The sequence below is a fragment of the Alicyclobacillus kakegawensis NBRC 103104 genome (assembly GCF_001552655.1).
Classification (GTDB): domain Bacteria; phylum Bacillota; class Bacilli; order Alicyclobacillales; family Alicyclobacillaceae; genus Alicyclobacillus_G; species Alicyclobacillus_G kakegawensis.
The window spans coordinates 49,543-71,723 of the sequence record NZ_BCRP01000009.1; the positions used below are offsets into that span (position 1 = coordinate 49,543).

Sequence of the window (22,181 nt, forward strand, 5' to 3'; positions counted from 1 at the left end):
GTCAAGTCAGCGTAACCTATGCGCGACACGCCCAGGGGGTGCAAACGCCCAGAACGTCACCGTGCGGAAGCCGGAGGTTGTCCGTCCTTGCGGCCGATCCGTGAAAACAGGCAAGCTGAACGTGGCAAAAAGGTATACACTAGGGGTGCAGTCGCTCTCACCTGCGGCTGCAGGGCAGGAGGGGTGCACGATGTCCTTGTGCAATGTGACGGAAACGCTCGCCCGCATGGTGTTCGACCAGGCGCTCGCGGGAAGCGGCAAGCTGGCCTGCGAGTGTCCGCGCTGTCGGGACGACATCCTCGCGTACGCGTTGAATCGCCTGCCTTCCCGGTATGTGACCAGCGACCTTGGGCAGGCGTACGTGAAGGCCCAGTACCTGGATTCGCAGATGCGGCTCGACTTGTTGCGCGAGCTGACCATCGCCGCCCTCGCGGTCGGGGCAAACCCGCACCACGAGCTCCCCCGGGAAACACAGCCGGAGGCGTGCCGGACGGGGGAGGCGGGCAGATCTTGAACCGGAGCTTGGATGAACACTACATGTCGCTGGCGCTGGAGGCGGCGCGCAGGGCGGCCGAGCGCGGCGAGGTGCCGATTGGCGCTGTCATTGTGCAAGGCGGCGAGGTGGTCGCCACGGCCCACAACTGGCGCGAAACCTGGGCCGATCCGACCGCCCACGCGGAGCTGCTGGCGCTGCGCGCGGCAAGCCGGCGCCTCGGAACCTGGCGGCTGGCGGAGTGTGACCTGTATGTGACCCTGGAGCCGTGCCCGATGTGCGCGGGGGCGGTGATGTTGGCGCGGGTACGGCGCCTGGTCTACGGGGCGGCCGATGCGAAAGGCGGGGCTGTCCAGTCGAAGCTGTCCGTGCTGCAGCCGGGGCTGTGGAATCACCAGCCGGAAATTTCCGCTGGCATCTTGGCAGAAGAATGTGGTATGATACTGAAGGACTTTTTCCAAGGTCTGCGCAGGAACAACCGGCCTGCCACGGAGGCGGACGAGTCCTGCGGGTGAGGATGAGCGCACAGGTCGAGCATGGAGAGATGTCCGAGTGGTTGAAGGAGCTCGCCTCGAAAGCGAGTAGCCCTGCAAGGGGCTCGTGGGTTCGAATCCCACTCTCTCCGCCAGCCGCGAAAGCGGCAAAGTGACCACCGCGTTTGGCGCAACGCGGAGAGCCGTAAGGCTCGAACTCGGCGCAAATGGCTCGTCGCCATTTGCGCTTTCCTCCTGAATTCTCCCATGACAACCTGACCCCGGCCCATTCAGGCGCGCCTTGCGGTCAGGAACCAAATTGGGTCCCATGCGGCGAAACCTTCCGAACCGTGTCAGGTCCTGGCGGAAGCAGCACTAAGGAAGTGCTTTCGGGCGACGTGGGCGCACCTGGTTTGGTTCCTGGTCAGAGGGCGCGCCTTTGCGTATGGGCCGGAACTGGGCCGGATCGTCGAGGGCTGTCGAGCGAATGGAGGTTTTGTCGACCGTGCAGGAACTCTCCGGCTGGTGGGGAAATAGCTAGACATGCACAGCCGTCAGGAGGGAACCGCGATGCACGACAATACAGAGCCTGGGGCACAATGGCCGGAGCAACTGACCAAGCTGCTCGACAGCATGCCGCTGTGGGCGCGCGCGATGAATGCGGGGCTGCTCTATCTGGATGAAGATTTGGACGTGTTTGTGCTGAACGATGTGGCCCGGGAACTGCTGGGAGACCGGTTGGAGGTGGGTGTGGCCGTCCCCTTGGCGGACTGCTTCCCGCCGGACCGGGACGCGTACCGCCTGTTGATGGACACGGTGCTGACGCGGGAGCCGTTGCGGGATCGGCTGGTCGCCTGGGAGTCGCATGGGCAGCTACGCCACCTCCTGGTGGACAGCTATCCCCTGCAAAGTTACGGCAACCGGCCGGGTGGCATGCTGGTGATGGCCAAGGACCTCGGCAGCCTGACGGCGATGGAGCAAAACATGCAGACAACAGAGAAGCTGGCCACAGTGGGAAAAATCGCCGCTGGCGTCGCGCACGAGATTCGCAACCCGCTGACGACGGTCCGAGGGTTCCTGCAGATGCTCAGGGAGCGCTTGGACGCTTGCGGCCTGCGGGAGGAAATCGGATACATCGAACTCGTCATGGAAGAGATTCAGCGCATTAACAACCTGGTCACCGAGTTGCTGCTTTTGTCCAAGCCGCGGCGGATGCAGAAAGAGCGGTGCGCGGTGGCGGCGGTGTTGGCCGATTTGCAGCCGGTGATAGCCGCCGATGCGCTGTTGCGCGGCGCGGAATTTACGCAACATTTGGATGATAATGCTTGCCAGGCCTGGATCTGGGCGGACGTGGCGATGCTCAAGCAGCTCATCCTGAATCTGGCGAAAAACGCGCTGGAGGCCATGGAGAACGGGGGCCGGTTGGGCATCAGGGCGACGGTGGAGGGGGGATGGCTGCGCCTGGACGTGTCCGACACCGGTCCGGGCATCCCTCCCTACCAGACGGATAAGATATTCGAAGCGTTTTTTACCACAAAGGACAAGGGCACCGGTCTCGGCCTGCCCATCTGCCAGCGGATTGCCGCCGATCACGGCGGGAGCATCCGCGTATTTTCCAAAGGCTTTGGCACCACTTTCTCCGTCTTCTTGCCGCTGGAGAACGACACGCGCGGCGCCTCGGCGCCATCTGCCTGCGCAGCGGCCGATGCGCGCTCCACGACCGCCGGCTGAGCCCGCATTGTGGGTTTGTCTGGCCCCTGTTCCTGTGCTACCTTTAAGGGAGTTCTCAAGGCTGATCCCGATAGAGACAGCGGCGTCCTATGCAGGAGGGGGTGGTGGGTTGTCGTACCAGGCCATATACCGGGCGTGGCGCCCGCAGACGTTTTCGGATTTGGTGGGCCAACCACACGTGCGCCAGACGCTGACGAACGCCATCCTGCGCGGCCAGGTGGCCCACGCCTACCTGTTCTGCGGGCCGCGCGGCACGGGCAAGACCAGTGCCGCCAAAGTGTTGGCCAAGGCGGTCAACTGCGAGACGCTGGCGGGGGCGGATCCCTGCAACCACTGCGAGGCGTGCGAGAGCATCAATCAGGGGACGAACGTCGATGTGGAGGAAATTGACGCGGCTTCCAACCGCGGTGTGGACGAGATTCGCCAACTGCGCGACAAGGTGCAATATGCCCCTGCCAGTCTGCGGCGCAAGGTCTACATCGTGGACGAGGTGCACATGCTCACGACCGAGGCTTTCAACGCCCTGCTGAAGACGCTGGAAGAGCCGCCTGCGCATACGTTGTTTGTGTTGGCCACCACGGAGCCGCATAAGATTCCGGCGACCATCATCTCGCGCTGCCAGCGGTTTGATTTCCGCCGCATCGAGCCGGAGGCGATTGTCGAACGGTTGTCCGAGGTGTGTGGGAAGGAAGGCTGGCAGGCGGAGCCGGAAGCCCTGTGGCGGATTGCGCACGCGGCGGATGGGGGACTGCGTGACGCGCTCGGCCTCCTGGAGCAGACGGCGGCGTTTGCTGACGGCACCATCCGGGCCGCCGACGCCGCGCACGTGATGGGCGGCGTGGAGACAGAGGGGCTGCTGAGCCTGGTCACGGCGCTGGCGCAAGGCGACGTGGCGAAGGTTTTGGCCGACCTGGCGGAATGGTACCGGGCCGGGAAAGACCCGGGACGGATTGTGCACGACCTGTTGCAGACCTTGCGCGACGTGTTTGTCGTCAAGCTGTCCGCCGGCGATGCGCAGATGGGACCGCTGCTGGGCGCTTACCAACAGGCGGCTGCCGTTTGTTCGCAGGCGTGGCTGCTGGCGGCGGTGAAAAAGCTGGGGGAAACGTACACCAGTATGCGCTATGTGGAACAACCGCGGCTGGCGCTGGAGGCGGCGTTGCTGACGGTAGCCACGGAACGGCCGCCACAGGCGGCGCCGGAGCGGTCGGATGGGACGCAGGCGGGGACAAATCGGCCGCGGCCGGGAACAGGCCGCAGCTTCGCTGCGGACGCGGGGGATGCGGCCGCGGAGCGGGCGGACGAATTCACCGGGCGCGCGACGGCCGCTCCTGCCGCGGATGGATCTGCAGCGGGGGACACTGCCGCGCGCGGCGCCGACAGCGCGCCGGCGCCAAGGCGTCCGGCCTCCGGGCACAGCCGCAAGATGCAGGTGCTGAAGCAATTGGCGGCAGCGGCCAACGCGGATGTGCTCGCGCGTGTGCAGGCGGCCTGGCCGGACGTGCTGCAGTGGGTGCGCGGGCAGCAAATTCAGGCCCACGCCTGGCTGATGGGCGGCGAACCGGTCCTGGCAACCGAGGATACGGTGGTCATCGCCTTTGCCAGCCGCATCCACCGCGACGCGGTGATGAAGCCCAATGTCCGCACGCTGATTGAACAGGCGCTGTCCGAGGGGTGTGGAGCGCCACTGCGCTTTCTCGCCCTGCACCGGCCGGATTGGGAGGCGTTTTCGGCCGAGCGGAAACCCCACCCTGCCCAGGCGGCCGAGGATGACGGCGAAAGCTTGGTGGCCAAAGCGGTGGAAGTGTTTGGCCAAGATGTGGTGGAGATCATCGATGGAGAGTGAGTCCGCGTGAAGAACATGAATCAGTTGATGCGTCAGGCAAAAAAGCTGCAGGACGAAATGATGAAGGCGCAGGCGGCGCTGGCCGAGCGGGAGATTGAAGGCAGCGCGGGCGGCGGCGTGGTCAAAGTGCGCATGAACGGCCACAAGGAGCCGCTGGCGATAGAGATTGCCAAGGACGTGGTCAACCCGGACGACGTGGAAATGCTGCAGGACTTGGTGCTGGCCGCTTTGCAGGACGCGCTCAAACAGGTCGATGAGCTGGCGGAGTCGGAGCTGGGGAAATACACGCGAGGTCTTAACCTGCCCGGGTTGTTCTAAGCGATGCAAAGTTACCCGGCGCCGATTACGCACCTGGTTGAGCAGTTCATGAAGCTGCCTGGCATTGGCCCGAAGACGGCCAGCCGCCTGGCGTTTCACGTTCTCAGCATGGACCTGGCGGATGTGGAGGAGTTTGCGGCGGCGCTGCGCGAAGTCAAGCTGAACCTGAGCGAGTGCTCCGTCTGCTGCAACATCACCGACGTCAATCCCTGCCGCATCTGTTCCGATCCTTCGCGCGACGAAACCGTCCTCTGTGTCGTGCAGGACGCGCGGGACGTGGCGGCGATGGAACGGACCAACGAGTACAACGGCCGCTACCACGTGCTGCACGGCGCCATTTCCCCGATGGACGGCATCGGCCCCGGCGACATCCGGATTCGCGAATTGGTGCAGCGCCTGGCCGACTCCAAGGTACAGGAGGTCATCCTCGCCACCAATCCAAACGTGGAAGGCGAGGCAACGGCCATGTATATCTCGCGCCTGCTCAAGCCGTTTTCGCTCAACGTCACCCGTATCGCGCACGGCCTGCCGGTCGGCGGCGACCTGGAGTACGCCGACGAGGTCACCCTGGCGAAGGCGCTCGAGGGCCGCCGCCAGGTGTGAAGGCGCGCCCGGCCGCTGCCGGCCGCCATCTTGAGCGGCGGCGCGGGTGTTTCCATCCGCGCTCGCGAGCGAGTCATATTGTCCCACTCTCTTGCCTATGATCTATTAATTTCAGCGACAAGGGAGATGGGAGCGGCATGAAGGGGAACGCCCATCAGCCACAGGTCCATGGGCGCCGCATCCGGCAGATGCAGAGTGTGAACGGACAGCTCGATGCCGACCTGCTCATCCACGAGCTGGTCCTCGCTAAACGCGAGATGGAGCTGGCGCGCAGCCAGTTTGACCACGTGGTCGATCCGCGCTTGGTCGACCACACGGTGTTTCGGATGGGGGCGGCGGAGCAGCAGTTCCGGTACCTGCTCAACCTGGCGAGGGAGCGGGACATCCGCGTCACCGGGCTGAACTGGCTGTGGGCCGAATCGGACCCACCCGGGCCGTGAGGGTTGTCCATGCCGCCTCAGCCCGCGAGGGGAGGAGCGCATCCACATGTCGCACACATCGTTGTATCTGTGGGCAGCCCTCGGCCTGATTGCCGTCATTGTGCTGGCCCAGGCCGCCCGCCATCCGGGTCAGGTGCTGGGCAAGCTTATTCGCAGTGCCGCCGCCGGCTGCCTGTTTGTTCTGGTGGTGAATTGGTTGGGCCATTACGTGCAGTTTCACCTGCCGTTCAATCCGTTCACCGCGCTGACGGCCGGGCTGCTGGGCATCCCGGGTGTGTTGGCGTTGGTGGTGCTGCATCTGTGGGTGGTGCCCGGGTGACGCCGTCCCGCTTACGCCCGCCCGGGTGTCTGCACCGCGCCGCAGCCTCGCGCTTGTATCGCCGCTTGTATCGCTGATGTCAACCCGCGCCGCCCCGCCGAGGGAGCCGGCGCGGGCTGTTTTCATCTGCGTCGATAAGTCGACCTGGGTGTCCCTCCGGCCGACGATCCGGCCCTGACCCGGGACGGCTGGAGCCGTGCGGCCAGGCGGGCGAGGCGCGCGCCCATCAGCGGCAGGTTGGCCAGTTCGTTGGGTCTCACCGCCTGCAGCCGGATGCCAGTCAAGAGGTAGGCAACCGCGCCCAGCCCCAACGCCACCACGAGCTGTATCCAGGCCACCAGCACGGTGTGCCGACCGGCCAGCGCGACCCCTATGAAGTGTCCGAGCCAGGAGCCGCCGAGCAAGACCACGCTGCAAACCAGGGCGGCCGCCAGCGCCGGCGCTGTCTCGCGCAGCAGCGAGAAGCGGATGTCGCCGTACTTTTTCACCGCCAGCACGTTCAGGCTGGAGGAGAACAGGTAGCCGATGGTGGACGCCACGGCCGCTCCAATGACGCCGAGCGGAAGAATGAGCGCCAGGTTGAACAGCGTCTTGATGGCGATGCCGATGAACATGTTGCGCACGGGCCGGTACATCTCGCCGAGCCCCTGCAGCATGTAGGTGGAAATCAGCTCCAGGCCGCTGAGGACGCTCATCACCGAGACGCTGGCGATAATCACCCAGCCGCTGTACGTCCCGTACAGCGCCATGTCGATGGGGTGGGCGAGGGTCAACAGCACTGCGGACGTGGGAAACGTGATGAACATCATCGATCGGATGGTGCCGGCGATGTGGCGTTCGACGCTGCGGTTGTCGCCCAGCGCGCGGGCGTGGGCAATCGCCGGCATGACGGACGCCCCAATGGCGTAGGCAAACGACAGCGGGATGTTGATGAGCGGCAACGCCTGCCGGGTGAGGATGCCAAACTGGCTGGTCGCTTGGTGAAATGTGTCGCCGCCCCACATGAGAAAGTTCTGCACCGTCAAAGAGTCAATCTGCCCGGATATCGGCACAACCATGGCGCCCAGGCTGACGGGCAGCGCATAGCGGTAGAGGACGGCGAGCGACTGCCGCCGCGACTCGCTGACCCGCCAATCGCCGCGCTCGCGGTGAAAGCGGCGCCGCAGCGGGATGACGGCCGCGGCTAACAGCACCAGTCCGGCCAGGGCGCCGGTGAACGCCCCAAACGTCGCCGCCGCCGCACCGCCGGCGATGTTGCCCGGATCCCAGACGTCGACCACCAACCAGGCCCCGATGACGATGGTCAGGACGCGTACCAGTTGTTCCACCGCTTGGGAATAAGCGGACGGCGCCATCTGTTGAAACCCCTGCACGTAACCGCGCAAGGCGCTGAGCGAGGGGAGAATCAGCAGGCTGGGCGCGAGCGCGCGCACCGCCCACACCACCTGCCCGACCCCCACGTCGGCCGCTTTCAGCGCCACCAGGCGAGCGTAGAGCGGCGCCCCAAACCACATGAAAAAAAAGGAACACACGCCAAAAATATTTACCACCAGGAGTGTGGTGGAAAACATCTGCTCCACATCCGCGTATTGCTTTTTTGCGCGTCGTTCGGAAATCAGGCGGCCAAGGGCGGTTGGGAATCCGGAGGTTGAAACCACAAGCAGGATGTTGTACAGCGCATAGGCGACGGAGTAGATACCCAGGCCCTCTGGGCCAATCAGGTAGTTGAGCGGGATGTTGTAGACAAGACCCAGAAACTTCGCGAGCGTGACGCACGCCACCATGATGGCGGCGCCTTTTGCCAGGTTCGACGCGGCCGTGGGGACACACCTCCAATCGCAAGGCAACAGCATTATAGCACAAGCCGCTCCCCGCCACGCCTCGTGCTGCCGCCTCTCGTCCGCCAAGCAAACCGCGCTTGGGCAGAAACAACGACAAGCAGGGCGTCATAAGGTGTATCACAGACCGGAGGTGTCGCCCGATTGAATTTGCATCTTGCCACCGTGGCCATGATTGCCGTGGCGTCCAACCTCGACAACGCGGGGGTCGGCATCGCATACGGCGTGCGCGGGATTCGCATCTCATGGCTGGCGAACCTGGTCATCTCCCTGATGTCCGGCGTGATGACGTTGGCGGCCGGGAGCCTGGGGCACGCGTTCAGTCGCCACCTTTCTGTGCGCGCCGCCGCGGCCTTGGGCGGCAGCATCATCATCCTGGTCGGGCTGTGGGTGTTGGTGGAGCCCATTCGCAGCAGCCGCGTGCGCAACGGCGGCCACACCATGGTCACGCAGATCCTGCGCGATCCGGTCAAGGCAGACATGGACCGGTCTCAGACCATCAGCCTGCGCGAGGCGGCGATTCTCGGCGTCGCGCTCGGGCTCAACGCGATAGCCGGCGGGTTTGATGCAGGCATCTCCAACATCGGTGTGTACACCACCGCCGTCGCCGTCGCCGCCGTCGGGTTTCTCCTCCTGGCCGTCTCTACTTGGGTTGGCCGCCGGTTTGCTGCACCCTACGTAGGCAACCACGCGGCGTATCTGGCCGGCATCTTGTTGCTGGCGGTCGGGATTCATCAGATTTGGTAGGGTATAGGGCGGACCGCGGCTTGCCATAATGGTAGGAGCAGTAGGGGGAGAGTCGCATTGGCTCTGCACCTGCTGCAGCGGGCCCTCCCGCTACCATCCAGGGCACAGTGCGAGGTGGGTGAGAGACGGTGGCAAAACAAAAGAAGCCGGCGGGACGGCGCTGCATCATCTGCGACCGGCCGCGTGAAATCGGCATTGTGGTGTGGGGGCAGTTTATCTGTGCCGAATGCGAGCAGGAGATCGTCTCCACGGACACCTCTGAACTGCGCTATCAATACTACGTGCAACGGTTGAAGCGGCTGCGCCCAGGCAACGCGGATGATTCGCTCTCCCAGGCGCAGCGCACCTATCTGTGAACGGCTTATTCGGCGCCCTGCAGCGCCAGCGGCGACTCCCGGCGAGCGACGCCCGATTTGTAGGCCGCCTCGGCCACGGCGCGGCTGACAGCCTTGACGACATGGCGATTGAAGACGCTGGGGATGATGTACTGCTCGTTCAATTGATCATCCCGCACGCAGCTGGCAATCGCCTTGGCCGCCGCCAGCTTCATCGCTTCGTTGATGTCGCTGGCGCGCGCGTCCAGCGCCCCGCGGAAGATGCCCGGGAAGCACAGGACGTTGTTGATCTGGTTGGGGTAGTCCGAGCGCCCGGTGGCCAGGATGCGCACGTAGGGTTCCGCCTCCTCCGGGGCAATCTCCGGCACCGGGTTGGCCATGGCGAACACTATCGGGTCCTTGGCCATGCGCTGGAGGTGTTCCACCTTGAGCACGCCCGGGCCCGAGACCCCGATGAACACGTCCGCGCCGGCAATCGCATCGCCCAGGTCCCCCGTCCGCCGCTCTGGGTTTGTGTTTTCGGCGTACCAGTTCCACATCGGGTTGTCGTAGCGACGTCCGTATTCAATGATTCCGGCCCTGTCCACGCCGACGATGTTGCTCACGCCGGCCGCTTGAATCATCTTCGTGCAGGCAATGCCGGCCGCCCCGATGCCGACCACAACCACCCGCAGGTCCTCCAGCTTCTTGCCGACCAGCTTGACCGCGTTGAGCAACGCGGCCAACAGCACGACCGCTGTGCCGTGCTGATCATCGTGGAACACCGGGATGTCCAGTTCCTCGCGCAGCCGCGACTCGATTTCAAAGCAGCGCGGCGAGGAGATGTCCTCCAGGTTGATGCCCCCAAAGCTCGGTGCAATCGCCTTCACGACGCGGATGATCTCCTCCGGGTCTTTCGTGTTCAGGCAGACCGGGAAGGCGTCCACGTTGGCAAACTGCTTAAACAGCATGGCCTTGCCTTCCATCACCGGCATCGCCGCCTCCGGGCCGATGTCGCCGAGTCCCAGCACGGCTGTGCCGTCGCTGACGACAGCCACCGTGTTGCGCTTGATAGTCAGTTGAAACGCTTTGGCCGGGTCTTCATGGATGGCGGTGCAGACGCGGGCTACATCCGGGGTGTACACACGCGAGAGGTCGTCGCGGTTTTTCACCGGCACTTTGGCGTGCACCTCAATCTTGCCGCCCAAGTGCAACAGGAACGTGCGGTCGGACACGTTGATGATGGAGATGCCGTCCTGCGCCGACAACGCGCGAATGACCCGCTCCCGATGAGCCTCGTTGTGGACGTTGACCGTCACGTCACGAATGACGTATTCTTTTCCAACATGAATCACGTCCACGGCGATGATGTCGCCGCCGGCTTCGCCAATCGCCGCCGCCACCTGGCTAAAGCCAGAGCTGGTGTGGATCTTCAGCCGCAGGATGAGGCTCAAACCCGCATTCTGCTGGATGGACATGCCCATACCTCGCTTCCCGTTTTCGAAGGTTGTGGTCACCATTGTATCATAACAGCAGACGAGGATTGTCGGATTCCGCGGATTTCAAGCGGTTGGGATACGCGGTTTTGGGATTGGGGGTAGATTGGCATCGCGCAGACGCCGATTTTGGACGCATTGGTGCAGCACATTCAACGGGAGTACGCCAGTCTGCACATCCCTGGCCACCAGCAGGGCCGCGTGGGCTGGGAGGCGTTTCTCTCCTTTCTCGATCGTGGCCTCCTGCTCGACCTGACCGAGCTGCCCGGGCTCGACGACTTTCACAACGCCAGGGGATGCATCGCCCGCTCGCAGCGGTTGGCGGCTGTGGCGTACGGATCTGACGCGTGTCTGTACAGCGTCAACGGTTCCACCGCCTGCGTCATGGCGGCGGTAAAGGCGGTGGTCCGTCCCGGCGGCGCCGTGCTCCTGGCCGGCCCGTTCCACCAAAGCGCCTGGCGCGGGCTCGTCTGGTCCGGAGCGCGGGCGTGTCTGGGGCGGACCGGCTATTCCGCTGATTGCCAATTGGCGCTTCCGCCCACCGCCGACGAGGTGGCGGCCTGGCTGGACGCCGGCGAAGCCGTGCAGGCGGTGTTCCTGACCTCGCCCGTCTATCAGGGGTTGGCGGCGGACGTGGCGGCCATCGCCCGGGTGGTGCACGCGCGCGGGCTGCCGTTGATTGTCGATGAAGCCCATGGCGCCCACTTCGGTCTTGTCCCCGAGCTTCCCCAGCACAGCGTGGCGGCGGGGGCGGACGTGGTCATCCACAGTGTGCACAAGACGTTGCCCGGTCTGACGCAGACCGCCTGGGTGCACGTGCAAGGGCCGCGCGTGGACAGCGAACGGCTGCGGGCGGCGCTCCTGTTCCTGCACTCCACCAGCCCTTCCTATTTGCTCCTCGCCTCCCTGGATGCGGCGCGGGCCTGGCGGGAGGCGGAAGGACCCGACAGCGCGCGCCAGACCCTGGCGCGGCTCGCCGCTTTCGACCTGCTGCCGGCAGAGGGGGGTGGCGACTTCCGGATCGATCCGCTGCGCCAATGGCTGCCGACGGGTGACCGGGCGGCCAGCCTGCGCCTGGCGGAGGAATTGGCTGCGCGCGGGCTGTTCCCCGAATACGCCGATGGCCAGGGGGTGCTGTCGGTGTTTGGGCTGGGGGTGGCCGAACGCACCCTGGCCCGCTACCGGGACGCGGTGGCGCGCTGGCGGGCCGAGTTTCGGCCCCGTTCCGACACGCCCGAAAGCGGCCTGTGGCAAGCTTTGGCGCGGGCGCATCCGGTGCTGGATGTGGCGCCGGCGGAAGCGGAGGCGGCTGGCTGCGAATGGGTCTCCATCGCCGCCGCGGTCGGTCGCCTTGCCCAGCGCATGGTCATCCCGTACCCGCCCGGTGTGCCGCTCATCCTGCCCGGGCAGCGGATTGAGCCTGAACATTGTGACCTGCTGGCGGCGGTCTGGAGAAGCGGGTACGATGTACAGGGAGTGACGGACGACGGGGAGATTGCAGTCATCTGTTGACGATGGAGGAGGCGGACGCCCGGTGTTCATCAGCTTTGAAGGTATCGACGGGGCGGGCAAGACGACTCAGTGCGACCGTTTGGCGGCGAGGCTTCAATCGCTCGGGAAGCCGCTCACGCGGGTCAGAGAACCGGGCGGGACGCAGCTTGGGGAACGGATTCGCGCGTTGCTGTTGGACGTCGACGAGGCGCCCGCCGCGGCGACCGAGGCGCTCCTGTATGCCGCCTCCCGCGCCCAGTTGGTGCAGCAGGTGATTCGGCCGGCCCTGGCGGAGGGGCGCGTCGTTCTGTGCGACCGGTTTGTCGACGCGAGCCTCGCCTACCAGGGGGCGGGACTGGGCCTCGGAGTGGAGGCGGTGCGCGCCGTCAATCAGATGGCTACCGGCGGGCTGCTGCCCGACGTAACCATCTTGCTCGACCTGCCGGTTGCCGTCGGCCGGGCGCGGCTGGTCGCGTCTGGACAGCCGCGGGACCGCATAGAACAGCGCGATGAGGCGTACTTTGAGCGGGTGCGCCAGGCGCTGCTCGACATCGCCGGCGCGGACAGCCGCCGTGTGCAGGTGGTCGATGCCACTTTGCCCGAAGACGCGATAGAGCAGGAAATATGGAACCATATCGCGAATTGGTTTGTATAGCTGAATATGCCGAATCTCGGCACAGGCCTGGATGCCAAGCACCCTGAGCCATGCGCCCCAAGCGGGCGCGCGGGAGCCGGCGGCCGCGCATCCGGGCGCATCGGACAGGGGGGACAACGGCGATGAAGATGGTCATCGCGGTCGTGCAGGACAAGGATAGTCCCAAACTGGCTCAGAACCTGGTCAAACATGATTTTCGGGCCACCAAATTGGCCAGCACCGGGGGCTTTTTGCACGCGGGCAACACCACCTTTCTCATCGGCGTGGAGGACGAACAGGTGCAGGATGTGCTCGACGTGATTCGGCACAGCTGCCGCTCGCGCGACCAGGTGGTTACGCCGATGGCGACGCTGGGCAGCCAGTTGGAGTCGTACGTTCCATACCCGGTCTCGGTCCAGGTCGGTGGGGCGACGGTGTTTGTTCTCGACGTGGAGCGCTTTGAGCAGTTCTAAACCGTGCGGTCCGGGACCACCGGCAGACGAATGGGGAGTGGGCGATGGGAGTGCTTGCGCCGTTTTCGGCTTGGCCCTTCCAGAACGAGGGGCTGGCGAGCTTGTACGAGCGGATGGTAGACGGGCGGATGCCGCACGCCATTCTCTTGACCGGCTGGAGGGAGGCCACGGCACAGTTATCGGAATTTTTGGCAAATACTCTCCTGTGCTCGGGCGAACCGGCTCCCTGCGGAGTCTGCGACTCCTGCCAGCAGTTCGCGGCTGGCAGCCACCCGGACTACGCTCTGCTGGACGGCGCCCAGGAGGGCATCCGCACCGGTCATGTAGAGGCGCTGCAGCAGCAGTTGATGGTGCGCGGGCACGGGCGGCGGGTGGTGTACGTGCTGCGCGAGGTGGACCTGGCGACGCCGATAGCGGCCAACCGGCTGCTGAAGACCCTGGAGGAACCGGCGGCCCCGGTTGTCGCCATTCTCACCACCGCCTATCCAGAGCGGGTTCTGACGACGATTCGGTCTCGCTGCTTTGCCTTCCCAGTGGCGGGCGCGGAGGCGGGCCAGGACCCGTGGCCGCGGGCGCTGGCGGTGGGGGTCGGGGAGCCTCCGGCGGTGGACGCGGGTGCCAGTGGCGCCCGGGCGCCGGAGGAAGATGGTGCGGAGGCGGGTGGCCCGGAGGAGCTGGGGCGCACCGCCCACAGTGCGGCGGAAAAGGGGTTTGCCACGCTTTTGCCGCCAGTGATACAATGGACGCAAGCTTGGCTGGACGGCGAGGAGCCGGCCTTGCTGTTGGCAGAACGCTTACAGAACATGGCGGCCGATGTGCCCGGCGAGGATGCATGGTCGCACGTTTTATGGATTCTTTCGGCCTGGTGGCAGGACCTCCTGCACACCAAGGTCGGCCAAGGCCCCATCCGGTTTGCGGACCATCCCGGCGCGCTCACGCGACAGGCGGAATCCGCGGATATCGGGGAGTTGACGGAAGGCATCCAGTTGTTGTTGGACGCCCAAACGCGGCTGCGGTCGCACGTGGCCGCCGCGCTCAATGCGGAGCAGCTGTGCATCCGATTGCGGCGCCTGCGGCCGTGATCTCCCAAAACCAGGGTGGCCCGCGGCCGGGTGACGGCACCGGGGGGCGAATGGAGTGTACACCGTTGTCGGCGTTCGGTTTAAATCGGCCGGAAAGATTTATTATTTTGACCCCGGGGATTATCAGGTCGCGAAGCATGATCACGTCATCGTCGAGACGGCGCGCGGCGTCGAGTACGGAGAAGTGGTGGTGGGGCCGCAGCAGGTCAGCGCAGACGATGTGGTGTTGCCGCTGAAAAAGGTCGGTCGCGTGGCCACCGCGGCGGACGCCGAGCAGGTGGTGGAGAATCAGCGGCGGGCGAAGGAGGCCATTGCGGTCTTCAAGCAGAAAATTGCGGCGCATCGCCTGCAGATGAAATCGGTGGACGCGGAGTACACGTTTGACCGCGCCAAACTCATCTTCTATTTCACCGCCGACGGGCGTGTGGATTTTCGCGAACTGGTGAAGGACCTGGCGTCCGTCTTCCGGGTGCGTATAGAGCTGCGCCAGATTGGCGTCCGCGACGAAGCCAAGATGCTCGGTGGCATCGGGCCCTGCGGGCGGCTGTTATGCTGCAGCACCTGGATGGGCGAGTTTGATCCCGTTTCCATTCGGATGGCGAAGGACCAAGGCCTTTCGCTCAACCCGACGAAGATTTCGGGCCTATGCGGCCGGCTGATGTGTTGTCTGAAGTTCGAGAACGATGTCTACCAGGAACAGGGGACGTTGATCTAACCGCCATGGACAAACAGTCGCTGTTTGTGCAGGTCGCGAACCTGGAAGAACGGATCGGCGAGCTGTATGTGGAGCTGGGATCGCTCAAACAGAAAATCCAGACCCTGATTGAGGAAAACCAGCAGCTGGAGCAGGAAAAGGAACGCTGGAAGCGATTGGCGACCGGCGAAGAGCTGGAGACCGTATCCGGACTGGATAACCTGTACCGAATTTATAAGGAAGGCTTTCACATCTGCAATGTGAAGTATGGCAGCCTCCGCACCGAGGGGGAGTGCCTGTTCTGCCTCGGGTTTTTGGACAAAAGCTGAGCCCGTGAAGGGGCGGCCGCGCGCCGCCCCTTATCTGTTCGGGCGCCCTGCCGGTCCCTGGGGCGGGCAGGGGTATGGGAGGGCGTCGATGGTTTTTGTACAGGACAGCTTTGCATCGGAAAGGCCGTGTCTGTGGGTGTGCAGCACGCCAATTGGCAACCTGGATGACGTGACCCTGCGGCTGTTGGACGTGCTGCGCGCGGCGGACATCATCTGCGCGGAAGACACCCGACAGACGCGCAAGCTCCTGGCGCGCTACGAGATCCATGGCAAAACGCTGGTCAGCTACCACCAGCACAACGAGATCGCGCGCCGCGAAGACTTGCTGCGTTGGTGGGCGGAGGGAAAGCGGGTGGCGCTGGTGTCGGACGCGGGCACTCCGCTTCTCTCCGATCCGGGCGAGGACGCGGTGTCGTTGGCGCTGACGCGGGCGGTTCCGGTCATCCCGGTGCCCGGCCCGAGCGCGTTTCTGGCGGCGCTGGCGGCCAGCGGCGAATCAGTGGTGCCGTTCACCTTCGTGGGGTTTTTGCCGCGGCGGGAGCGTGATTTGGAGGCGACGTTGGCCGACATCGCGCAACTTCCGGGCAGTGTGGTCTGTTATGAGGCGCCGCACCGCCTAGAGGCGACGCTGCGCAAGCTGGCCGCCTGGTTTCCGGGGCGCCGGGTGGTCATCGCCCGCGAATTGACCAAACGCCATGAACAGTTTGTCCGCGGGACGGTGGAGGAAGTATTGGCCTTCGTGCAAGAACAGGGGGTGCGGGGCGAGTACGTGCTCATCCTCGAGGCGACGCGGCAGCTCGGCGCATTGCGCCCGGTCCCGGACAGCCGCGCGGGCACCGAGCCCCCCTCCCCATCCGGCGCCGGCGGGACCGACACGGCGGCCATGGGCGACGGCAGCGGCGGGCTGGCTGCCGCCATCGCCGATGTCCAGGCGCGCATGGCGGCCGGAGCGACGCACGCCCAGGCGGTTCGCGAGGCGGCGCGGGCGCATGGTGTCCCGCGGCGGCCGTTGTACCAAGCGACCCTGCCGCGGGGCGGGGCTTGAACGACACCTGCTAGGCATCCTTTCTCTCTTTTTGGACATCGCACGTTGGATGTCGGGGTGACGGGATGGGCGCCCGCGGGCTCAGAGTCGTCCGCGAGAGGCTTGGTGCTCACGTGAAAGCGGGCCGATGGGGGCGCTACGGCCACCAACGGCCCGGGATGGGGAGAGATTCAGGAACTCATTTCCGCGATACAAGACGGACAGATGTTCTTGCCCTTAAAGTGGATGATCTCATCCGCCTGTCCGCAGAAGATGCACGCCGGCTCATACTTCTTGAGGATGATGCGGTCCCCGTCCACGTAGATCTCCAAGGCGTCCTTCTCCGCAATGCCGAGCGTCCGTCGCAACTCAATCGGAATCACCACTCGCCCAAGTTCATCCACCTTGCGGACGATGCCGGTCGACTTCATGGGGTAATCACTCCTTTTTTAGTTCCCAAAGAATGAATTCAACACCAACTTTTCGGATTACCGGTGAATCACTCACTGATTTGCCAAATGGACAGGCAAGAACGGTACAAATACGGGGCTTGATCTGTCGTTTTCATCGTCCAGGTCCGTCCAAATGACGTACTGAATTACTGTAACTATACATGATAGCAAGATATTTGCATAGATCTACTTGTGGTGAAGTCGTGAAAAATTCCAGGCCTCCCGTTATTTCGGCCGTTCTGGACGTGAAAACACCCCCATAATTGTCACGAAATCTCTGATAGTCGCAGTGGAATACCGAGCGTCGCTTTCTCTTTCCACGTCTTATGGATGTTACAGGAATAACTGTAATCTCGTCGGCTCATTTCTACGATACTCTTGATTTACGATACCAGTCAATACAAACTTTGTCGATTTTGTGTCCGGTTGATGGCGGCCGCTTGGGTTTGACACTCCGCAGACTTCTTGCTATATTTCAGGCATTCCAACCGCATAGGATCGTCTGTGAAGGAATAGAGCTTCGGGGGTGCCGCAGGCCAGCGAGTCGGGAGGGTGGGAGCCGATGTGCGGTCCCGGGGTGGTATGGTTCTGGAGACTCGCGCGTCGATACAGCCTGACCGGCTGAGGTAGGCGCGCGCGGAGGTCCCCATTCGCGGGGGGTCCCGTTATCGAAAGGAAGGTGCATGGGCGCTTCCGGTTTGCCGCCCGTGCACAAATTTGGGTGGTACCGCGGGTTCAAGGCTCGCCCCAATTCGGGGCGGGCCTTTTGTGGATGGTCGCGCTGGCGCGTGGCTCCCCACCACCAGGGTGCGAAGACGCAATCAGGGAGGTCTTGATATGGGGAAACCAACGTTTTACATCACGACGCCCATCTATTACCCAAACGATAAGCTGCACATCGGCCACGCCTATACCACGGTCGCGGCGGACGCGCTGGCGCGCTACAAGCGTCTGCGCGGTTACGATGTGATGTACCTGACGGGCACGGACGAGCACGGCTTGAAGATCCAGCAACGGGCCGAGAAGGCGGGCCAGGAGCCGTTGGCCTACCTGGATGACATCATCGCGTGGATTCGCGACCTGTGGGACAGGCTTGACATTTCCTATGATGACTTCATCCGCACCACGGAGCCGCGCCATACCCGGGTGGTTGAGGAGATTTTCGAACGGTTGATTGACCAGGGAGACATCTACCTCGGCCAGTATGAAGGCTGGTATTGCACACCCTGCGAATCCTTTTGGTCCGAGCGCGAGCTGGTCGACGGCAAGTGTCCGGACTGCGGGCGCGAAGTGCAATATGTCCAGGAAGAGAGCTATTTCTTCCGCATGAGCAAGTATGTGGACAGGTTGCTCGCCTACTACGAGGAGCACCCGGAGTTCATCCAACCCGAGTCGCGCAAGAACGAGATGATCAACAACTTCATCAAGCCGGGGCTGCAGGATTTGTGCGTCTCGCGCACATCGTTCGACTGGGGCATCCATGTGCGGCGCAACCCGAAGCACGTGGTGTATGTTTGGCTGGACGCCCTGACCAACTACATCACCGCACTCGGCTATCTCTCGGAGGATGCCGACAAGCGCGACCGGTTCCATCGCTATTGGCCGGCCGACGTGCACTTTGTCGGCAAGGACATCGTCCGTTTCCATGTCATCTACTGGCCCATCATCCTGATGGCGCTCGGCCTGCCTTTGCCCAGGCAGGTATACGGGCACGGCTTTTTCATGATGAAAGACGGCAAGATGAGCAAGTCCAAGGGCAACGTGATTGATCCCAAGCTCCTGATTGAGCGCTACGGCAGCGACGCCATCCGCTATTACCTGTTGCGCGAGATTCCGTTCGGCCAAGACGGGGTGTTCACGCCCGAATCGCTGCTGCAGCGGCTCAACTTTGACCTGGCCAATGACTTTGGCAATTTGGTGCACCGGACGGCGGCGATGCTCGGCCGCTTCAACGGCGGCGTCATCCCACAGCCGGGGCTGCGCCAACGCTTGGAGGAGGACCTGGTGAAGCTGGCGGCCGAGACGATTCCCCAGGTCGAGGACGCGATGGACAGCCTCCAGTTCTCGGTCGCCCTGGAGCACATCTGGCGCTTGGTGCGCGCCGCCAACAAGTACATCGACGAGAGCGCGCCGTGGGCGCTGAACAAAGCGGGTGAGCGGGAGCGCCTGGGCACGGTGCTGTACACGATGTGCGAGGCCATCCGTGTCGCGTCGATTTTGGTGCAGCCGTTCCTGCCACGGGCTGCGGCGACTATCCACGCGCGCTTCCAGCTGTCTCCGGACGAGACCAGCTGGGAGAGCACGCGCCGTTTTGGCGCCTTGGCCGCCGGCAAGCGGGTGGAAGCGGGGGAGCCGTTGTTCCCGCGCCTGGATGTGGCGGCCGAGGTGGAGGCGCTGGCCGCCGCGACACAGGCCACCCAGGGCGCCGGCGTACAGGCGGGAGGGGCCGCAGCCTCGGCAGCCGTCTCCGAAGCCGGGGCCGTTGCGGCCACGGCCGGGCACGCTCAGGTCAGCGGCCGGACGATGGCGCGGGCCGAGAGCGGACAATCCCATGTGGACAAGGATGGTGGATCCCCCATGAGTGAAACACAGGTTCAGGTCAAGCCGCAGATTGGCATCGACGTGTTTGACCAGGTGGAACTGACTGTCGGTCAAATCCGCGTGGCCGAGCGGATTGAGGGCGCGGACAAACTGTTGCGTCTGGAGGTTGACCTGGGCAGCGAGGTGCGCCAGGTGGTTTCGGGCATCGCCCAGTATTATCAGCCGGAGGAGCTGGTCGGGCAAAAAGCCGTCGTGGTCACCAATCTCAAGCCGGTCAAGCTGCGCGGTGTCCAGTCCAACGGCATGATCCTGTGCGCGTCCGAGGGCAACCAGCTGAAACTGGTATCGGTACCCGATTCGATCCCCAACGGCGCGGTGGTCAAGTGATGCTGTTTGACAGCCACTGCCACCTGTTTGACGACCGCTTCCGCGATGACCTGGACGCGGTCTTGGAGCGGGCGCGGCAAGCTGGCGTGATTGGGTTCGTGGTCCCGGGCGTGGACCTGGCCACCGGGGAGCAGGCGCTGGCCCTGGCGCGCCAGCACGGCGACATCTACGCAGCGGTGGGATTGCACCCCGAGTCGCTGGCCGAGGCGTCGCTCGCCGATGTGCCTGCAATCGCCGCGCTGACACAAGATGAACGGGTGGTCGCCGTTGGCGAGATTGGCCTCGACTATTACTGGGACACCGCCCCGCGCGAGGTGCAGCAAGAGGTCCTCCGGGCACAGCTGCGCTTGGCCAAGGAGCGGCGCCTGCCGGTCATCATTCACAACCGCGACGCCACCCTGGATGTCGTTCGCCTGCTTGAGGAAGAGGCAGCGCCCGAACTCACCGGCGTCATGCACTGTTTCAGTGCGGATTGGCCGGCGGCCGAGCGCTGCCTGGCCATCGGGTTTTACATCTCCTTCGGCGGGCCGGTCACCTTCAAGAGCAACAAGGTGCTGCAAGAGGTGGCCGCGCGCGTCCCGGATGACCGGCTGTTGGTGGAAACCGACAGCCCCTACTTGTCACCGCACCCGCTGCGCGGCAAGCGCAACGAGCCGGAGCGTGTCCGGTTGGTGGCCGAGAAGCTGGCCGAGCTGCGCGGCCAGACCGTGGACGAGGTGGCTCGTCTCACCACAGACAACGCCAGGCGCCTGTTCCGCATTGAAGGTGGCGCGAAGGCACGGGAGGATGGCCCCGATGTGCGCATCTGACGCGGCAGCGCGGGCTGGCAGGCCGCGCCTGGAGGACGTCATTGTGGTCGAGGGCCTACATGACCGGCACAAGGTCGAGAGCGCGGTGGAAGCGGACGTGTTCGTCGTCGGCGGGGACAGGATGAGCCGCCGCCTGCTGCAGCAGCTGCAGCGAATCCGGCGCACCCGTGGCATCATCATTTTGACCGATCCGGACGGGCCAGGCGAGCGCATTCGCCGCCGCATCGACGAAGAGGTGCCGGGCTGCAGGCACGCGTTCATCCCGCGGGCGGCGGCAACGGACGGGCGCCGCGTCGGAGTGGAGCTGGCGAGCGCTGAGGCGATTGTCGAAGCGTTGCTGCACACCCGCGGGTCCGCCGCGCCTGTCGCCAGCCCGACCGGGCATTCTCCCGAGTTCTCCATTGCCGATCTCATCGCCGTCGGCTTGGCTGGCTGCGCGGGGGCGGCCGAGCGGCGGCGGCAGGTGGGGGAGTGGTTGGGCATCGGATTGGCGAACGCGAAGGCGTTTGTCCGCAAGCTGAACCTGCTCGGTGTCACGCGCGCCGAGTGGGAGGCGGCCCTGGCCCGCCTGTCCGCGGATGGGGCACCAGCCGGAGCCCGGGGCACCTCGCCGTCGATCGGCACGAGGGGAGATGGCGCCGGTGGCTGAGGCCGTCCACCTGGCGAGGCCTGGGGAACTGAAGCGGTTCTTGGCCCGCCACGGGTTCGTGCTCAAAAAAGGGCTCGGTCAGAACTTTTTGATTGACGAACGGGTGCTGGACAAGATTGTCGAGGCGTCCGGCATCAGCGAGCGTGACGGGGTGCTGGAGATTGGCCCGGGGGCCGGGGTACTGACGCAGCGTCTGGCGGCGCGGGCAGGCAAAGTGGTGGCAGTGGAGAAGGATGCCGCCCTGCAGCCCCTGCTGGCCGAGTCGCTGCGGGCGTTTGCGCGCGTCGAGGTGGTCTACGCGGATGTGCTGGATGTGGACCTGCAGGAACTTTGGGCGCGGTTTGCTGGCTGCCCGCGCGTGCACGTGGTGGCCAATCTCCCCTACTATGTGACGACCCCCATCTTGTTCCACATCCTCGAGGCGGCCGTGCCGGTGAATAACATCCTGGTCATGGTACAGAAGGAAGTGGCTGACAGATTGGCGGCCGCTCCCGGCAGGAAGGAGTACGGGGCGCTGTCGGTGATGGTCCAGTACAGGGCCGAGGTGGAGCGCATCGTGTCCGTGCCGCCGTCCTCGTTCTTGCCGCCGCCTGGGGTCGAGTCGGTGGTTGTCCGTCTGTCCTGCCGCCCACCCCGCCATCCTGTGCGCCACCTTCCGGACCTGCGGCGGGTGGTGCGTGCCGCCTTCGCCACCCGCCGCAAGACGCTGGCCAATGCGCTGGCTGGCGGGTTGGGCTGGGACCGGGATGAGACGCGGCGCCTGCTGATGGGGGCCGGGATAGACCCGGACAGGCGGGGGGAGACCTTGTCCCTGCAAGAATTTGTGCGGGTTGCCGATGCATACAGCGAACGGGCCGGCCGGGGGTGACCCCGGCCAATGGTCGTTTTTGGCTACAGAGCCAGGAGTTCAGCCTTTCTTCCAGGGGCCTGCTTGGCATATACTGTAGGCGGGACAATTGCCCGACTGTTCACAACCCGGAGATTTGCGATCTGACGAG

The 22,181-nt window shown here is 64.6% G+C and carries 23 protein-coding genes, 1 tRNA gene, 1 other RNA gene and 1 pseudogene; 23 read left to right on the plus strand and 3 right to left on the minus strand.

Annotated elements, in window-relative coordinates; all coding sequences use genetic code 11:
- The first annotated feature begins 190 nt into the window (after positions 1 to 190).
- From AK2_RS17295 to AK2_RS08825, 10 genes are all read left to right on the plus strand, one after another.
- On the plus strand, positions 191 to 514 hold the full coding sequence (locus AK2_RS17295; protein ID WP_067933450.1) for a late competence development ComFB family protein: 324 nt from the start codon (positions 191 to 193) through the stop codon (positions 512 to 514).
- Positions 508 to 1,008, plus strand: coding sequence for a tRNA adenosine(34) deaminase TadA (gene tadA, locus AK2_RS17300; RefSeq protein ID WP_245632842.1), 501 nt, complete (start codon positions 508 to 510; stop codon positions 1,006 to 1,008). Before AK2_RS17295 ends, tadA begins: the two co-directional genes overlap by 7 nt.
- Before the next feature lie 23 nt (positions 1,009 to 1,031).
- A tRNA-Ser gene (locus AK2_RS08790) sits at positions 1,032 to 1,121 on the plus strand.
- A 162-nt stretch (positions 1,122 to 1,283) separates the two neighbouring features.
- Positions 1,284 to 1,383, plus strand: an RNA gene (ffs, locus tag AK2_RS08795) — signal recognition particle sRNA small type.
- A gap of 153 nt (positions 1,384 to 1,536) precedes the next feature.
- Positions 1,537 to 2,697 (plus strand): two-component system sensor histidine kinase NtrB, encoded by a 1,161-nt coding sequence (locus AK2_RS08800; protein WP_067933452.1) that lies wholly within the window; start codon positions 1,537 to 1,539, stop codon positions 2,695 to 2,697.
- 109 nt (positions 2,698 to 2,806) lie between these two features.
- The gene (gene dnaX / locus AK2_RS08805) at positions 2,807 to 4,543 is read left to right on the plus strand and encodes a DNA polymerase III subunit gamma/tau (protein WP_067933454.1); all 1,737 of its coding nucleotides are present in this window, start codon (positions 2,807 to 2,809) and stop codon (positions 4,541 to 4,543) included.
- 6 nt (positions 4,544 to 4,549) lie between these two features.
- On the plus strand, positions 4,550 to 4,861 hold the full coding sequence (locus AK2_RS08810) for a YbaB/EbfC family nucleoid-associated protein (protein WP_067926305.1): 312 nt from the start codon (positions 4,550 to 4,552) through the stop codon (positions 4,859 to 4,861).
- A gap of 3 nt (positions 4,862 to 4,864) precedes the next feature.
- Complete coding sequence (gene recR, locus AK2_RS08815) at positions 4,865 to 5,464, plus strand: recombination mediator RecR (protein ID WP_067926308.1); 600 nt, start codon at positions 4,865 to 4,867, stop codon at positions 5,462 to 5,464.
- A 137-nt stretch (positions 5,465 to 5,601) separates the two neighbouring features.
- On the plus strand, positions 5,602 to 5,904 hold the full coding sequence (locus AK2_RS08820) for a YaaL family protein (protein WP_067933456.1): 303 nt from the start codon (positions 5,602 to 5,604) through the stop codon (positions 5,902 to 5,904).
- Positions 5,905 to 5,950: 46 nt separating this feature from the next.
- On the plus strand, positions 5,951 to 6,223 hold the full coding sequence (locus AK2_RS08825; protein WP_067926314.1) for a pro-sigmaK processing inhibitor BofA family protein: 273 nt from the start codon (positions 5,951 to 5,953) through the stop codon (positions 6,221 to 6,223).
- Between the two features lie 122 nt (positions 6,224 to 6,345).
- Here AK2_RS08825 and AK2_RS08830 read toward each other — a convergent pair whose 3' ends face one another.
- The gene (locus AK2_RS08830) at positions 6,346 to 8,076 is read right to left on the minus strand and encodes a putative polysaccharide biosynthesis protein (RefSeq protein WP_067933458.1); all 1,731 of its coding nucleotides are present in this window, start codon (positions 8,074 to 8,076) and stop codon (positions 6,346 to 6,348) included.
- Between the two features lie 129 nt (positions 8,077 to 8,205).
- Between AK2_RS08830 and AK2_RS08835 the strand changes: the two genes are divergently transcribed.
- A complete protein-coding gene (locus tag AK2_RS08835) occupies positions 8,206 to 8,808 on the plus strand; it encodes a manganese efflux pump (RefSeq protein ID WP_245632836.1) in 603 nt (200 codons plus the stop codon).
- Positions 8,809 to 8,936: 128 nt separating this feature from the next.
- Positions 8,937 to 9,164 (plus strand): sigma factor G inhibitor Gin, encoded by a 228-nt coding sequence (locus AK2_RS08840; protein WP_067933460.1) that lies wholly within the window; start codon positions 8,937 to 8,939, stop codon positions 9,162 to 9,164.
- A 5-nt stretch (positions 9,165 to 9,169) separates the two neighbouring features.
- Here the strand turns inward: AK2_RS08840 and AK2_RS08845 are convergent, their stop codons facing one another.
- Positions 9,170 to 10,600, minus strand: a complete 1,431-nt coding sequence (locus tag AK2_RS08845; protein WP_067933526.1) for an NAD-dependent malic enzyme — start codon at positions 10,598 to 10,600, stop codon at positions 9,170 to 9,172.
- Between the two features lie 147 nt (positions 10,601 to 10,747).
- Here AK2_RS08845 and AK2_RS08850 point away from each other — a divergent pair, with 147 nt between their 5' ends.
- The 7 genes and pseudogenes from AK2_RS08850 to rsmI all read left to right on the plus strand — a co-directional run bounded on the left by AK2_RS08850 (position 10,748) and on the right by rsmI (position 16,366).
- The gene (locus AK2_RS08850) at positions 10,748 to 12,130 is read left to right on the plus strand and encodes an aminotransferase class I/II-fold pyridoxal phosphate-dependent enzyme (protein ID WP_067933462.1); all 1,383 of its coding nucleotides are present in this window, start codon (positions 10,748 to 10,750) and stop codon (positions 12,128 to 12,130) included.
- Between the two features lie 22 nt (positions 12,131 to 12,152).
- Positions 12,153 to 12,764 carry a dTMP kinase gene (gene tmk, locus AK2_RS08855; protein ID WP_217994684.1) on the plus strand — a complete coding sequence of 204 codons (612 nt, stop codon included), beginning with the start codon at positions 12,153 to 12,155 and terminating at the stop codon, positions 12,762 to 12,764.
- Positions 12,765 to 12,886: 122 nt separating this feature from the next.
- Entirely contained in the window at positions 12,887 to 13,216 is a 330-nt protein-coding gene (gene darA / locus AK2_RS08860) for a cyclic di-AMP receptor DarA (protein WP_067926325.1), read from the plus strand.
- A 44-nt stretch (positions 13,217 to 13,260) separates the two neighbouring features.
- Positions 13,261 to 14,298: a DNA polymerase III subunit gene (locus AK2_RS08865; RefSeq protein ID WP_067933466.1), complete on the plus strand. Its 1,038-nt coding sequence runs from the start codon at positions 13,261 to 13,263 to the stop codon at positions 14,296 to 14,298.
- Between the two features lie 55 nt (positions 14,299 to 14,353).
- A pseudogene (locus tag AK2_RS08870) lies at positions 14,354 to 14,992 on the plus strand (PSP1 domain-containing protein); the annotation flags it as partial.
- A gap of 26 nt (positions 14,993 to 15,018) precedes the next feature.
- Complete coding sequence (locus AK2_RS08875; RefSeq protein WP_067926335.1) at positions 15,019 to 15,321, plus strand: initiation-control protein YabA; 303 nt, start codon at positions 15,019 to 15,021, stop codon at positions 15,319 to 15,321.
- Between the two features lie 88 nt (positions 15,322 to 15,409).
- Positions 15,410 to 16,366: a 16S rRNA (cytidine(1402)-2'-O)-methyltransferase gene (gene rsmI / locus AK2_RS08880; RefSeq protein WP_067933468.1), complete on the plus strand. Its 957-nt coding sequence runs from the start codon at positions 15,410 to 15,412 to the stop codon at positions 16,364 to 16,366.
- Between the two features lie 170 nt (positions 16,367 to 16,536).
- Here rsmI and AK2_RS08885 read toward each other — a convergent pair whose 3' ends face one another.
- On the minus strand, positions 16,537 to 16,776 hold the full coding sequence (locus AK2_RS08885) for an AbrB/MazE/SpoVT family DNA-binding domain-containing protein (protein ID WP_026962249.1): 240 nt from the start codon (positions 16,774 to 16,776) through the stop codon (positions 16,537 to 16,539).
- 858 nt (positions 16,777 to 17,634) lie between these two features.
- Between AK2_RS08885 and metG the strand changes: the two genes are divergently transcribed.
- Genes metG through rsmA form a run of 4 tightly spaced genes read left to right on the plus strand, consistent with a single transcriptional unit; the run spans position 17,635 to position 22,051 of the window.
- Positions 17,635 to 19,725 carry a methionine--tRNA ligase gene (gene metG / locus AK2_RS08890; RefSeq protein WP_067933470.1) on the plus strand — a complete coding sequence of 697 codons (2,091 nt, stop codon included), beginning with the start codon at positions 17,635 to 17,637 and terminating at the stop codon, positions 19,723 to 19,725.
- Positions 19,725 to 20,534 carry a TatD family hydrolase gene (locus AK2_RS08895; protein ID WP_067933472.1) on the plus strand — a complete coding sequence of 270 codons (810 nt, stop codon included), beginning with the start codon at positions 19,725 to 19,727 and terminating at the stop codon, positions 20,532 to 20,534. The genes metG and AK2_RS08895 overlap by 1 nt, the downstream gene beginning before the upstream one ends.
- The gene (gene rnmV, locus AK2_RS08900; protein WP_083521014.1) at positions 20,521 to 21,183 is read left to right on the plus strand and encodes a ribonuclease M5; all 663 of its coding nucleotides are present in this window, start codon (positions 20,521 to 20,523) and stop codon (positions 21,181 to 21,183) included. The genes AK2_RS08895 and rnmV overlap by 14 nt, the downstream gene beginning before the upstream one ends.
- Complete coding sequence (rsmA, locus tag AK2_RS08905) at positions 21,176 to 22,051, plus strand: 16S rRNA (adenine(1518)-N(6)/adenine(1519)-N(6))-dimethyltransferase RsmA (RefSeq protein ID WP_245632837.1); 876 nt, start codon at positions 21,176 to 21,178, stop codon at positions 22,049 to 22,051. The genes rnmV and rsmA overlap by 8 nt, the downstream gene beginning before the upstream one ends.
- The last annotated feature ends 130 nt before the right edge of the window (positions 22,052 to 22,181 follow it).